At 59.1% G+C, this 13,738-nt stretch carries 15 protein-coding genes; 7 read left to right on the forward strand and 8 right to left on the reverse strand.

Annotation, left to right across the window (positions count from 1 at the left end):
- Positions 1-85: 85 nt before the first annotated feature.
- The 7 genes from yidC to SULPSESMR1_RS12700 are packed head-to-tail and all read left to right on the forward strand — an operon-like array spanning position 86 to position 6,169.
- Positions 86-1,900, forward strand: coding sequence for a membrane protein insertase YidC (gene yidC / locus SULPSESMR1_RS12670; protein WP_089421152.1), 1,815 nt, complete (start codon positions 86-88; stop codon positions 1,898-1,900).
- Positions 1,897-2,652: an MOSC domain-containing protein gene (locus SULPSESMR1_RS12675; RefSeq protein ID WP_089421153.1), complete on the forward strand. Its 756-nt coding sequence runs from the start codon at positions 1,897-1,899 to the stop codon at positions 2,650-2,652. The genes yidC and SULPSESMR1_RS12675 overlap by 4 nt, the downstream gene beginning before the upstream one ends.
- Complete coding sequence (gene yihA, locus SULPSESMR1_RS12680; RefSeq protein WP_089421154.1) at positions 2,652-3,302, forward strand: ribosome biogenesis GTP-binding protein YihA/YsxC; 651 nt, start codon at positions 2,652-2,654, stop codon at positions 3,300-3,302. Before SULPSESMR1_RS12675 ends, yihA begins: the two co-directional genes overlap by 1 nt.
- 48 nt (positions 3,303-3,350) lie before the next feature.
- Positions 3,351-4,211: an acetylglutamate kinase gene (gene argB, locus SULPSESMR1_RS12685; protein WP_089421155.1), complete on the forward strand. Its 861-nt coding sequence runs from the start codon at positions 3,351-3,353 to the stop codon at positions 4,209-4,211.
- A gap of 58 nt (positions 4,212-4,269) precedes the next feature.
- Positions 4,270-5,064 carry a sterol desaturase family protein gene (locus tag SULPSESMR1_RS12690; protein WP_089421156.1) on the forward strand — a complete coding sequence of 265 codons (795 nt, stop codon included), beginning with the start codon at positions 4,270-4,272 and terminating at the stop codon, positions 5,062-5,064.
- A complete protein-coding gene (locus tag SULPSESMR1_RS12695) occupies positions 5,001-5,681 on the forward strand; it encodes a ferredoxin (RefSeq protein ID WP_240311455.1) in 681 nt (226 codons plus the stop codon). The genes SULPSESMR1_RS12690 and SULPSESMR1_RS12695 overlap by 64 nt, the downstream gene beginning before the upstream one ends.
- The gene (locus SULPSESMR1_RS12700; protein WP_089421157.1) at positions 5,678-6,169 is read left to right on the forward strand and encodes a SixA phosphatase family protein; all 492 of its coding nucleotides are present in this window, start codon (positions 5,678-5,680) and stop codon (positions 6,167-6,169) included. Before SULPSESMR1_RS12695 ends, SULPSESMR1_RS12700 begins: the two co-directional genes overlap by 4 nt.
- Before the next feature lie 31 nt (positions 6,170-6,200).
- On the opposite strand, the gene SULPSESMR1_RS12705 is transcribed toward SULPSESMR1_RS12700, so the two are convergent.
- The 8 genes from SULPSESMR1_RS12705 to crcB all read right to left on the reverse strand — a co-directional run bounded on the left by SULPSESMR1_RS12705 (position 6,201) and on the right by crcB (position 13,702).
- Positions 6,201-6,980, reverse strand: coding sequence for an amino acid ABC transporter ATP-binding protein (locus SULPSESMR1_RS12705; protein WP_275888372.1), 780 nt, complete (start codon positions 6,978-6,980; stop codon positions 6,201-6,203).
- 15 nt (positions 6,981-6,995) lie between these two features.
- Positions 6,996-8,294, reverse strand: a complete 1,299-nt coding sequence (locus tag SULPSESMR1_RS12710; RefSeq protein WP_089421158.1) for an amino acid ABC transporter permease — start codon at positions 8,292-8,294, stop codon at positions 6,996-6,998.
- A 3-nt stretch (positions 8,295-8,297) separates the two neighbouring features.
- Complete coding sequence (locus SULPSESMR1_RS12715; RefSeq protein WP_089421159.1) at positions 8,298-9,536, reverse strand: amino acid ABC transporter permease; 1,239 nt, start codon at positions 9,534-9,536, stop codon at positions 8,298-8,300.
- A 143-nt stretch (positions 9,537-9,679) separates the two neighbouring features.
- On the reverse strand, positions 9,680-10,696 hold the full coding sequence (locus SULPSESMR1_RS12720) for an amino acid ABC transporter substrate-binding protein (protein ID WP_089421160.1): 1,017 nt from the start codon (positions 10,694-10,696) through the stop codon (positions 9,680-9,682).
- 195 nt (positions 10,697-10,891) lie between these two features.
- Entirely contained in the window at positions 10,892-11,605 is a 714-nt protein-coding gene (locus SULPSESMR1_RS12725) for an ATP12 family chaperone protein (RefSeq protein ID WP_089421161.1), read from the reverse strand.
- Positions 11,602-12,285, reverse strand: coding sequence for an HAD-IA family hydrolase (locus SULPSESMR1_RS12730; RefSeq protein ID WP_089421162.1), 684 nt, complete (start codon positions 12,283-12,285; stop codon positions 11,602-11,604). The genes SULPSESMR1_RS12725 and SULPSESMR1_RS12730 overlap by 4 nt, the downstream gene beginning before the upstream one ends.
- Positions 12,282-13,325 (reverse strand): RluA family pseudouridine synthase, encoded by a 1,044-nt coding sequence (locus SULPSESMR1_RS12735; RefSeq protein ID WP_089421163.1) that lies wholly within the window; start codon positions 13,323-13,325, stop codon positions 12,282-12,284. Before SULPSESMR1_RS12735 ends, SULPSESMR1_RS12730 begins: the two co-directional genes overlap by 4 nt.
- Positions 13,322-13,702 (reverse strand): fluoride efflux transporter CrcB, encoded by a 381-nt coding sequence (gene crcB, locus SULPSESMR1_RS12740; RefSeq protein ID WP_089421164.1) that lies wholly within the window; start codon positions 13,700-13,702, stop codon positions 13,322-13,324. Before crcB ends, SULPSESMR1_RS12735 begins: the two co-directional genes overlap by 4 nt.
- Between the last annotated feature and the right edge of the window lie 36 nt (positions 13,703-13,738).

Here is a 13,738-nt window from a genome sequence, read left to right on the forward strand (position 1 = left end):
CGAGAATCCCCGAATCCGCTTGACCTTTGGGGCCCACCTCTGTTGAACCCTGCGTGATATACAAATTGCGCAGGTGCCGGTCCCTATGGACGATCAGAACAAGAACCTTATTCTTGCAACAGCTCTCAGTTTCGTCGTGATCCTTGTTTGGTTCGTGATGTTTCCACCGCCCGAACCCGATCCGGTCGCGGAAACTCCGACAGAGCAGGTGCAAACCACCGACGGCAGCGGCTCTGTCCCTGCGGTGACGGCCGACCCGCCCACGGCGGCAGCGCCTGGCGTCGAGACACCCGCAGCAGCAGCCGAAGCACCGCGCATCAAGATCGACACAAGCCGCATGGACGGCTCGATCTCGCTTGCCGGTGGTCGCATCGACGATCTGCGCCTGAAAAACTACCGGGTTACCAACGAACCCGATTCCGAAATCGTGACGATGCTGGCCCCTGTTGGATCGCCTGACGCCTATTATGCCCTGCAGGGCTGGGCGCCCGCGGGCGATCTGGCTGCAAATGCGGTGCCCGGCCCCTCTACCGAATGGACCCAAGTGGGTCAGGGCATTCTGACCCCCACCAGCCCTGTCGTTCTGGAATGGGACAACGGCAACGGCTTGACCTTCCGCCGCGAGATTTCCGTTGACGACGAATATATGTTCGACATCAGCCAAAGCGTGCGCAACGACGGCAACACAGCCGTTCGGGCCGCCCCCTATGGCATGATTGTGCGCCATGGCGAGCCCTCGGACCTGAAAAAATTCTTTATCCTGCACGAAGGTGCCGTGGCGATGGCCAATGGCGAATTGTCCGAAATCCAGTGGGATGAAATCCCCGACGCCGACGTCGATCCCGCATGGGGCCGCCCCGCCATCGTAACCAACGATGTTACCGAAGGCTGGATCGGGTTTTCCGACCACTACTGGCAGTCGATCCTTGTTCCCGAAGCGGGCAGCACCTTTGATCAGGCCCTGACATACGACAGAGCCGCGGACGTCTACCGCGCCGTCACCCGCCTGCCCACACGCACCATCGAACCCGGCCAGACCGTGACCAGCGACACCCAGATGTTCGCGGGCCCCAAGGAATGGGAAGCGCTGCAAGCCTATCAGCAATCCGGCATTGACGGTTTTGTCGACAGCATCGACTGGGGCTGGTTCTTTTTCCTGACCAAGCCGATCTTCTGGCTGCTGCACGAGTTGAACAAGCTGATTGGCAACATGGGTCTGTCGATCATCACCCTGACACTGATCATCAAGGCTGTTCTCTTCCCGCTGGCCTACAAGTCCTACGTTTCGATGGCGCGGATGAAAGAGCTGCAGCCCGAGATGGAGAAGATGAAAGCCGAAGCAGGCGACGACCGTCAAAAAGTGCAGCAAGGCATGATGGAGCTGTACAAGAAGAACAAGGTGAACCCCGCTGCGGGCTGCTTGCCGATCCTGATGCAGATCCCGATCTTTTTCTCGCTCTACAAAGTGATTTTTGTCACGATCGAGTTGCGCCACGCCCCCTTCTTCGGCCCGTTTCAGGATCTTAGCGCACCTGATCCAACGTCGATTTACAATTTCTACGGCCTGATGCCTTGGGGAGTTCCCGAAGTAGGTTCGGTGATGGCGCTGATCTTTATCGGTATTTTGCCGCTGTTGCTGGGTATCTCGATGTTCCTGCAACAAAAGCTGAACCCGGCCCCCACCGATGCGACACAGCAGATGATCTTTGCGTGGATGCCTTGGGTGTTCATGTTCATGTTGGGCGGATTTGCAAGCGGGCTGGTGGTCTACTGGATCGCGAACAACACGATCACGTTCACCCAACAGTATCTGATCATGCGATCACAAGGGTACACGCCAGACATCCTTGGCAACATCAAAGGCGGCTTTAAACGCACGCCCAAGGATGCCAAAAAATGATCGCCGTCACGGCCCTGTGGCGCCATCCCATCAAAAGCCACGGGCGCGAAGTCATCCATTCGGTCTCCCTGACCGAAGGCCAGACAATGCCATGGGATCGCACTTGGGCCGTGACGCACGACAAGACCAAATTTGACGCGCAAACCCCCGAATGGGTTTCCTGCCGCAACTTTATGCTTGGCACGCTTACGCCAAAACTGGCAGGATTATGGGCCGAACTGGACGAAGCGTCGCGCACCATTACGCTCACCCATGTAGATCTGGGAAAGCTGACGTTCTGCCCCGACGACGCCGCAGATGTGCAGCGGTTTCTGGCATGGGTCACACCGTTGTGCCCCGCCGACCGCCTGCTGCCAGACGGCATCGCATCGGTGCAGGGGCGCGGATTGACCGACAGCGCATTCCCGTCGATTTCAGTGATGAACGTCGCGTCTCATGCTGCGGTTCAGGACGCATTGAACGCACCGTTGGAACCCGAACGCTGGCGCGGCAATATCTGGCTGGACGGGCTGGATGCATGGGCCGAATTCGACTGGATCGACCGCAATTTGGCGATCGGCGGTGCCATGCTGCGCGTGCGCGAACGGATCAAGCGGTGTATGCATACCGCATCGAACCCGCACAACGGTGTTCGTGATGCCGACACTCTGGGCGCGTTGCGCGGGCAGTTCGGCCATCAGGATTTCGGCATCTACGCCGAGGTGATCGCGGGCGGTACTATTTCTCTGGGCGACAAGGTCGAGGTTCTCTGATGCAGATCAATTTCAAACTGGCGGAAGAGCCTGAACCCCAGATCGCCGAACAGGGCCGTTTGCTGTTTGCGGGCGAAACCGTGTTTGTCAAAGGCGTGGTCGCCATGTCCGGCCTGCCCGATCCCGACCGCATGGAAGTGTGCTTTGCCGGACGGTCGAACGTGGGCAAATCCAGCCTGATCAACGCACTGACCGGCACCAAGGCGTTGGCGCGTGCTTCGAACACGCCCGGCCGCACGCAAGAGATCAACTTTTTCACCGCCGGAGAAGAGCTCTATCTGGTTGACCTTCCGGGCTATGGCTATGCGAACGCGCCGTTGCAGGTTGTCGAGAAATGGCAGCGGCTGTTGAAACAATATCTCAGCGGACGACAAACCCTGCGCCGTGCCTTTGTGCTAATTGATGCGCGCCACGGTGTCAAAAAGGTCGATGACGAGATTATGTCGCTGCTCGACAGTTCCGCGGTGACATTTCAATGCGTTCTGACCAAGGCAGACAAGGTCAAAGAGGCCGAACGCACCGCGATCATCGAACAGGTGCGCGGAGCCTTGGCCAAGCATCCCGCCGCCTATCCCGAAATCGTCGTCACTTCGAGCGAGAAGGGCTGGGGCATCCCCACCCTGCGCGCTTTGATTGCCACGCTGGAATAGCTTGCAGGCACCGCAACCTTTGCCGATAACAGGGCACGAGGGACGCATATGAGAAAGCAAGAAATGAACCGCGACTGGATCGCCACAGCCCGCACACTCAGTCAGGCCTTGCCGTATATGCAACGCTATGCCGGTGCGCGCGTGGTGATCAAGCTGGGCGGTCACGCGATGGGCAGCGACGAGGCGATGGCGACATTCGCCGCCGACGTGGTGCTGATGCGCCAAGTGGGCGTAAACCCTGTGATCGTGCATGGTGGCGGGCCGATGATCAACGCCATGCTGGAAAAACTCGACATCAAATCCGAGTTTGTGAACGGCAAACGCGTCACCGACAAGGCGACGATGGATGTGGTCGAAATGGTCCTGTCGGGGCTGGTCAACAAACGTATCGTGCAGGCGATCAACGCCCAAGGCGGGCGGGCCGTGGGGCTATCGGGCAAGGATGCGAACCTGATCGAATGTGTGCCCACCGACGCTGCATTGGGTCTGGTCGGCACGCCCAGTAAAATGGACCCCCGCATTCTGGAAACCCTGTTTGCGCAAGAGATCATTCCGGTGATCGCGCCGCTGGGATCGGGTGCGAATGGCGAGACGTTCAATATCAACGGCGACACGGCGGCGGGTGCGATTGCCGGTGCGCTCAAGGCCGACCGGCTGCTGTTGCTGACGGATGTGTCGGGTGTCAAAAATGCCGAGGGCGAGGTCGTGACCGAACTGACTGCCGCACAAATCCGTGAGATGACGGCCAACGGCACCATCGCCGGTGGCATGATCCCCAAGACCGAAACCGCGCTGGATGCCATCGCATCAGGGGTCCGCGCCGTTGTCATTTTGGACGGACGGGCGCCAAATGCCTGCCTGCTGGAATTGTTCACCGACCACGGCGCAGGCAGCATCATCCGTCGCTGACAGGCTTGTGACGCGCTGCAAGCTTGGCAAGCACACTTCCCAAGGCTAACTAGGTGGCATGGAATATGAAACCACCATCCGGCTAAGCGTCTTTCTGGGTCTTTTTGCCCTTTTGGCGCTGGCCGAGGTGCTGATCCCGCGCCGTGCCCGTGCACAGGGCCGCACACGGCGCTGGGTGACCAACTGGGGCATTATCCTTGCTGGAACCGCCACCTTGCGCCTGCTGGCGCTGGCCTTGCCCCTGTTGGCTGTCGGGGCTGCTGTGGATGCGGCGGCAAATGGCTGGGGTCTGTTCAACATGCTGGACTGGCCCGTGTGGGTCGAGATTACGCTGGCCGTGTTGATATTTGATCTGGCGATCTGGGCGCAGCATCTGGTGACGCATAAAGTGCCGCTGCTGTGGCGGCTGCACCGTGTCCACCATGCCGATGTCGACATGGACGTAACAACCGCGATCCGCTTTCATCCGGTAGAGATTGCCCTGTCGATGCTGCTGAAAATCGGGCTGGTCTATCTGGTGGGGCCCGCCGCACTGGCGGTTATCCTGTTCGAGGTGATCCTGAACGGCACAGCCATGTTCAACCACTCGAACATCGCACTGCCTGCCTGGCTTGACGGCCCGTTGCGGCGCGTGCTGGTCACCCCCGACATGCACCGCGTCCACCATTCGGTAGACCGCGCCGAACATGACAGCAACTACGGCTTTTCGCTGTCGGTCTGGGACCGTATGTTCGGAACCTACATCGCACAGCCGCAGGGCGGGCACGACGCCATGAAAACGGGACTGGAATGGCAGGACGACCGCCCTGCCCGCTTTGGCTGGTCACTGGCGCTGCCCTTCGCACGCAAGTGACACTGCGCGGTATCTCCAGCGCCTGCGCACCGCACGGGCTGATGGTGATGGGAGCCAGCGGGGGGCGTGTGCTGGTGGGCTGCGATGTTGGCTTTTGGGATGTGTTCACGGCCAGCGCCGAATACAGCGATGGTGCGCCCGATCCGGTTGACCGCTGGTCCAAACGCATCATCGAAAGCATCGCCAGCCCCTTGGGGGCCGCCACTGCGTATCCTTCGGACGGGCCGCCCTATGCGCCATTTATTGCTTGGGCGATGGACACGGGTCGATTTTTTCAAAGCCCTGTGGGCATGATGGTACACGATGTCGCGGGCTTGATGATCTCGATCCGGGGGGCTTTGATCTTTGACCACATCCCAGATTTCCCGCCTACCCCCGCGACCAGCCCTTGTGACAGCTGCACCACGAAACCTTGCATTACAGCCTGTCCGGTGGGGGCATTGTCTGCGCAACCGCCCTATGACGTTCCAGCCTGCAAGGGGTATTTGAACACTACAGCAGGCCAGAACTGTATGACCAAAGGCTGCAAGGTACGTCGTGCCTGCCCTGTCAGCCAACGCTTTGACCGACCCTATGCCCAATCCCATTTCCATATGAAAGCATTTCACCCGACATGACCTGCACCCTGATCCTGATGCGCCATGCCAAATCCGACTGGAACCACGAAGATCTGAGCGATCACGACCGACCCCTGAACCCACGCGGGCGCGACGGGTCCACCGCGATGGGCAACTGGCTGCGGGCGCGGGGACATGTGCCGGATGCGGCGCTGGTATCCTCAGCTGCGCGCACGACTGAAACCTTTCAAAGGCTTGGTTTTGACGTGCCGGTGCAATTTACCACCGATCTTTACCTCAAAAGCAGTGATGTGATGATTGGCGTTCTGCGCAAGGCCACCGCGCCCACGGTTTTGCTGGTGGGCCACAACCCCGGCATCGGTGATATGGCGTGGCGGCTTTGTGCCACCCAGCCTGCGCATCCGCGCTATGCCGATTACCCCACCTGCGCGACTCTGGTGGTGCGGTTCAATGTGGACAGCTGGACAAAAGTCGGCGGGCACTCGGGGCAGCCGTTGGATTTTGCTGTTCCCGGCGATGTGATGTAGGCGGCACCCGTAGGGTGCCGCCACAGCCGTCTTAGTGACCTAGGATTTGGCTAAGGAACAACTGGGTCCGTGGCGATTGCGGGTTGTTGAAGAACTCTTCGGGTTCGTTCTGTTCCACGATCTGGCCTTGGTCCATAAAGATCACGCGGTTCGCCACCTGACGGGCAAAGCCCATCTCGTGTGTGACGCACAGCATGGTCATGCCTTCTTCGGCAAGCTCGATCATGGTGTCCAGCACCTCTTTGATCATCTCGGGGTCCAGCGCCGATGTGGGTTCATCAAACAGCATGATGCGCGGACGCATACACAGGCTGCGGGCGATGGCCACACGTTGTTGCTGGCCGCCCGACAACTGGCCGGGGTATTTGTCGGCCTGATCGGGGATCTTCACCTTTTCCAGGAAATGCATCGCCGTTTCTTCGGCGTCTTTCTTGGGCGTCTTGCGCACCCAGATCGGGGCCAGCGTACAGTTTTCCAGAATGGTCAGATGCGGGAACAGGTTGAAATGCTGAAAGCACATGCCAACTTCCGACCGGATCTTGTCGATGTTCTTGATATCCGAGGACAGCAGTGTGCCATCCACTTCAATCGACCCTTTCTGATGCTCTTCCAGCGCGTTGATACAGCGGATCAGCGTCGATTTTCCCGACCCCGAAGGGCCGCAGATCACGATGCGTTCACCGCGATTGACCGTCAGGTCAATGTCGCGCAGGACGTGAAAAGATCCGTACCATTTGTTCATGTTCCGGATCGAAATCGCCACCTCGTCAGAGACAGCCATTTGGGCGGGGGTCATTACGGTTTCAGTCATGTCTGAACCTTTCTCTTAACGGTGGTCTGTCGCAAGACGGCGTTCCAGCCACTGCGAATATTGCGAAATGCCATAGCAAACGACAAAGAACAGCAGCGCGGCAAAGCCCAGCAGTTCCCAGTAGACGCCGTTCCAGTCGGTCGAGGCGAGGATCGGCCCACGGATCATGCCGACAAGGTCGAACATCGAGATCACCGAGACCAGCGTGGTGTCCTTGAACAGGCCCACCGCGATGTTCACGATACCGGGGATCGAGATTTTCAGCGCCTGCGGCAGGATGATCAGGCGCATGGCCTGCGCGTAGTCCAGCCCCAGACTGTCTGCGGCCTCGTACTGGCCCTTGGGCAAAGCCGCCAGACCACCACGGATCACCTCGGCGATATAGGCCGAAGAGAACATGGTGATCATGATGACCACACGCAGGAACAGATCAACCGTCGATTCAGGCGGGAAGAAATAGGCCAGCATCACGCTTGCCACGAACAGCAAGGTGATCAGCGGCACACCGCGTATGAATTCGATGAACACGACGCTGACCCATTTGATCAGCGGCATCGAGGATTGCCGCCCCAGCGCCAATGCGATGCCGATGGGCACCGACAGCGACACACAGGAGACACCCAGCATAAAGTTCAGCATGTAGCCACCCAGATCGCGGCTCGGCACGGCTGCCAGCAGCGACGTGGGGCCCGATGTCCATTCGACCAGATAGCCGCCCAGAAACCACACCGCAACTGCCGCCGCCACGCCGCCGAAAAAGCCGCCCGCAAAGTTTTGGGTGACCAGACGGGCATAGACGAGGTAGCCGAGAATAAAGCCGATCAGCGCAACAACCGGCACCAGAACCGGACCGCCCCAGATCAACCAATAGGCCAGAAAGGGAAAGATCGCTGTAAAGATCAGCAGCTTGCGTGGCAGGTCAAAGAACAGCACCGGCGCCGCCGCAAGGAAGAACAGCAAAAAGGTCAGCGTCGGGCGCCAGTACTCCTCGGAAGGATATTTGAAGCCAAAGAAAAGCTGGCTCCAACGGTCAACCAGAACGGCAAAGCAACCGCCGGTTTCACCCGCCAGAATCTCGCGACACTCGGTCAGGCTGTTTGCATTCCATACACCGTTCAGCAACCACGGCAGGATTGCCGACAACACCAGATAGATCACATAGAGCGAAACCAGTGTCAGCAGTGTGTTGGCAGGGGTGGCAAACAGGTTCTCCCGTCCCCATTTATAAACGCCGCGCTCTGCCACGGGCGGTTCCGCCTGCGGCAATGTTGTTTCACGCACAAAGCGGATGGATTCTGCATGTGTGTCTGACATGGCTCAGCGCTCCTTCAGCTTCATTGTGTTGTTGTAGACGTTCATGAACGCCGAGATCAGCAACGAGATGATGAGATAGAACAGCATCAACAACAAAACGCATTCAATCGCGCGGCCCGTCTGATTCAGGGTGATCCCGCCAAGCGTCGCGGTGATGTCGGCATAGCCAACGGCGATGGCCAGTGACGAGTTTTTGGTGATGTTCAGGTACTGCGAAATTAGCGGTGGAATGATCACCCGCAACGCTTGCGGCAGCACAACAAGGCTCATGACACGGCGCGGACGCAGGCCAAGGGCGGCTGCGGCTTCGGTCTGGCCCTTGGACACCGCCTGAATACCCGCACGAACGTTTTCCGCAATAAAGGCACCGGTGTAGATCGACAGGGCAAACCACAGCGCGATCAGTGGACCGCCAATTTTCAAGCCTCCCTGGAAGTTGAAGCCGCGCAGTGCTGGGGTATCCCATTGCAAGCCCAAAGCGAACAGCACGATGATGACCGGCACAAACCAGATAGCAAGGTTCAGCCACAGAGTTTTGGGGCGCACTCCGGTCGCTGCCTGTTTGGCATTGGCAGAGGCTGACACCGCGCGCGTCGCGATCAGCGACCCCACCAGCACCGCGATAACCAACAGCCAGTTCAGCGCGCCATTGCCTTCGGCACCAAAGCCGCGTGTGAAATACGGGCCCGGAATGTAAACGCCACGGTTGGTAAAGGCCGCAAGGTTGAACAACATCGAACTGTCAGAGTCGTCTCCCCGAAACGCGCTGGGTGCTGGCAGCACCGCCGTCATGATGGTGAAGATAATGATGATCCAGATCAGCACCGGAATGTTGCGGAAAATCTCGACGTAAAAGGCCATGAGCTTGCGCACCAGCCAGTTCGGCGACAACCGCAGAACACCCGCAAGAACCCCAAAGATCGTGGCGGTTATACAGGCCAGAAAGGCGACCAGCAGCGTATTGAGGATGCCGACAATCGCCGCCCGCCAGTTGGTGGACTGGCTGGTATATTCAATCAGCGTCTGGTTGATGTCATATCCGGCAGTGTTGCCCAGAAAGCTGTAGGAAATATTCAAACCCGCGGCGCGCAAGTTGGCGGCGACGTTTGAATAAAGATACAAAAAGCACAGCGCCAGAACAATTGCCGCAATCGCCTGCAAGGTCAGCGAGCGATAGCGCGAATCGTACAGCAGCATAGAAGGTCGGAACGCACCCTTTGGGGGGTCGGTGAGTGTTGTCATGAAACTGTTCCCTGTGTCCCGCGCCTGTGATGGTGCATCTTGTGATGCTTATATCGGCCGGTTCGTTTTTTTAGTTTGGCACCAAAATCATGCCGGTTGCGCGAAGGGCGCGGGAGTGTCCCGCGCCCTTCGGCGTTTTGGATTTAGCGGAAAGGAGGCGAATAGAGCAAGCCGCCGTTTGTCCACTGTGCGTTCAGGCCACGGGCCAGACCGATGGGTGTTTCTTCGCCGATGTTCTTGGCAAAGATTTCACCATAGTTGCCGCCGACCGCAATGGCTTTTGCCCCCCAGTCCGCATCAAGGCCCATCATTTCACCAAGCGTACCTTCGGTGCCAAGCAGACGCTTGATCTCGGGGTTGTTGGTGCTGGTGCCGATTTCACTGACATTGGCCGATGTTACACCCAGCTCTTCTGCTGCGATCAGTGCGTTCAGCGTCCAACGAACCACGTCGCCCCATTCGTCATCGCCGTGACGGACCAGTGGGCCCAGCGGCTCTTTCGAAATGATTTCGGGCAGCAGGGTGTGATCGCCGGGTGCTTCGAATGTGGCACGTGTTGAGGCCAGACCCGATGCGTCGGTTGTGTAAACGTCACATGCGCCAGCCAGATATTGCTGCTGGCCTTCTGCGTTGGTTTCAACGGGCACGGGCTCATAGCTGATGTTGTTGGTGCGGAAGAAATCCGCAAGGTTCAGCTCGGTTGTTGTACCGGTTTGGATGCAGACGGTCGCGCCGTCCAGATCTTTGGCCGAAGACACACCCAGCGCCTTGGGCACCATGAAGCCTTGACCGTCATAGTAGTTTACGCCGACGAAGGTGAACTTCAGGTCGACATCGCGCGAGAAGGTCCATGTAGTGTTACGGGCCAGCATATCGATTTCGCCCGAGGACAGCGCGGTAAAGCGTGTTTTACCTGTCGTCGGAACGAATTCAACGGCGTTGCCGTCACCCAGAACTGCAGCTGCAACTGCGCGGCATACAGAAACGTCGAAACCTTCCCAGTTGCCGTCCGCGTCGGGAGCAGCAAAGCCCACCAGACCTGTCGTTACGCCGCAGTTCAGTTTGCCGCGCGCTTTGACATCATCCAGTGTGCCAGCTGCTGCGGCACCGGCCGCAAGGCCAGCCACGGTCAACGCGCCAAAAATTACTGATTTTTTCATTGTTACCTCTTCCTGATTTTCCGCCCCGTACGAGCGGTTCGACCGGCTTTTGCAGCCGGAGGCGATATAAACAGGGGTATGCCCCTGCCGATAGGGATCAGTGTGCTAGGATTCATCTTCATACGTCAAGAGCAGGATCACGGAAAACGATGGATCGAAACCGCCAAATGCCTATGTTTTTTGCGCGCGGCAAAATCAGCCAGCGCGATGGGCGTCCACAAAGGATTTTGCGTGTAAAAACGAGGCCTTCTTGATCGCAGCATGGGCGTCGGCTTCGTCGTCATTACCCCAGAATTCGGCCTGCCATTCCTCGTCCAGACGCGACAAATGCCACAATTCTGATATTGCCCTAGCGTCATGCAAGGCGGCAAAACCGATGATCAGCGACCCCGACAAGCTGACGAGATCGTGAAATCCCGTCAATTCAAACGGGTCCAGCGCATGCGTTCTGCGCGCCAGTACCTCCAACGCTAGCGGATCTTGCGGCACATGCATCACGCCCTGCAAGGTCGTCAAATGCACATCCAGTGCGACCTGCGCCCAATCCAGCATCGGATCCCAGTTTTCGATCTGTCGCGCGACCAGCCCTTCGGGATTGGCCGCGCGATAGCACAGCAGATCGGCATCGCCATATGCGGCAACCAGATCGGCCACTTCTGCGTGTTGGACGCGCACCTTGTCGATGGCGGCATTGGCGCTGCGGGTAAAGGGCATGGTCATCGGGTCCACGGTGCCCTCTTGCGCGGCCCATTCATCGGCAATCGCTTGCGCCATCGTGCGCGACGGCACCACCAAGGGCGCCTTGGCCGGTGTCTTGACCGAACGCCCGTCTAATGCCACGCCAAAGCCGCCCTCGGTTTCGGTCACGTCGGACTTGGTCCAGAACTTCTTTTGCTTCCACTCGCTCATACGGGCAGGCTCCAATGGGTGTTGATCGTGCTGTGCAGGGCATCAAAGTCCTGCACAATATGGGTCGCCGCCGTCAGCGCAACCGGAGCATGATAGCCCCACGTAACGCCGATGCCCGTAACCCCAGCGGTGTGGGCCATATCCATGTCAAAGCTGGTATCACCAACCATTACCGCATCGGCGGCATCAACGCCCGCCTCAGCAAGGGCGGTGTGGACCATCGAAGGATGTGGCTTGGACGGGTGGAAATCGGCGCACTGGCGGGTGACAAACATCCGCTCCAGCCCGTGTGCCTCGATCAGCGCATCAAGACCGCGTTTGGATTTGCCGGTGGCGACGCCAAGTAGAATATCATCGTTTTGGTGCAGCTTTTGCAACGTCTCACGCGCACCCGGATAAAGCGGAGAGGCCTCAGCCGCCCCGTGCGTTTCGCGCAGATGCGCATAGCTGTCCTTATACCCCTGCACCAGCGCGCTATGCTGCACCCCTGTCAGTGTCGGTGCCAGCAGCGGCACGCCCACGGTCAGCGACAGGCCCACAATGCCAAGGATCGCCTCCCGGGTGGGGGCCTTGGCCCCCAGCGCCTGAAACGCCATCGTCATCGAGGCCACGATGTGCCCCTGACTGTCGACCAGCGTGCCATCAACATCAAAGATCACCAACCGCAACGGGGTCGTCATTTCAACGTCTCGAAAGGGTCTTCTGCTGCCAGATCTTCGGTCCAGCCAAAGGTTTCCCAGCTGTGGGCCATATGGTCGGGCAATTCCGCCGTGACCGTGATCACTTTGCGGGTTTCGGGATGTTCAAACCGCATCATCCGCGCGTGCAGGTGCAACTTCTTCGAGATAACCCCGCCCAGTTGCGCGCCCCAGCCGTCGCCCATATTTTCCTGACCAGAGCCACCGTATTTGCCGTCACCGACAATCGGGTGACCCACTTCGGCCATATGCGCGCGCAATTGGTGGGTGCGGCCTGTCACCGGCTCCAGCGCGATCCATGACGCACGCGACCCGACACGAAACAGCGTGGCATAAAGCGTATGGGCCCGTTTTGCGCCCGGTGTGCTGTCGACATCGCGTGGATGCACGGCGATCATCTTTTCGCCCTCGCCGCCTTTGCCGTGGCCGCCTGCCTTGACCAATCCGTATCTGATTTCACCCAGATAGGGCGTCGGTACGCCGGCCACGATGGCCCAATAAATCTTGCGCGTTTCGCGGTGCCGCATCGACGCTGTCAGCGCCTTGGCCGCCAGCCGCGTTCGCGCCAGCAGCAGCACGCCCGAAGTGTCCCGATCCAGCCGGTGAACAAGGCGCGGTTTTTCGTCCAGATCAAACATCAACGCGTCAGACAGCGCATCAACATGGCGGTCCGCCTGCCCCGATCCGCCCTGCACTGCCAAACCGGGAGGTTTGTTCAGCGCGATCACGTGATCATCGCGGTAGATCACGCAATTGCGGATCATCTTGGCATCCGCATCGGACACGCGCGTACGCTGGATGACCGGCGCGGACTCGTCCGGCAGCGGCGGAATGCGCACCTGTTGTCCTTCTTGCAGACGGGTTGAGGATTTCACCCGCCCGCCATCGACGCGAATTTCGCCCTTGCGGCAATATTTTTCGATCATACCCTGGCTTACCTGTGGAAAGCGGCGCTTCATCCAGCGGTCAAGGCGTTGGTCGCCCTCGTCGCTGCCCACGGTGACAGTTTGAACACGGCTCATACAAAAGCTCCTCGGGCAAGTATCATGCCCAGCATCAGGCCCAGCACCGAACACCCCACAGACAGGGTGACATAGGCAGCGGCAAGACCGAGCTGGCCCCGCTCGATCAGGCCAACGGTTTCCAGCGAAAAGGCGGAAAATGTGGTGAACCCGCCCAACAGCCCTGTCATCACCAAGGGTGACAGATGCGTCAGCCCCCGATTAGCCGCAACCACCACAAAAACCCCCATCAGAAACGATCCGAGGACGTTCACCCCGATGATCGCAAGGGGGAATTGGGTGGCACCGGCCACGCGCATCACGGCCACGCCAAACAAATAGCGCAGACTGGCACCGAGGGCACCGCCGAAAGCAACAAGGGTTAGGGTCAAGATCATGGCGCGTCCATCGCGCGGCCACGCGCCAGAGTCAAG

Source organism: Pseudosulfitobacter pseudonitzschiae (genome assembly GCF_002222635.1).
GTDB classification, from domain to species: Bacteria; Pseudomonadota; Alphaproteobacteria; order Rhodobacterales; family Rhodobacteraceae; genus Pseudosulfitobacter; species Pseudosulfitobacter pseudonitzschiae_A.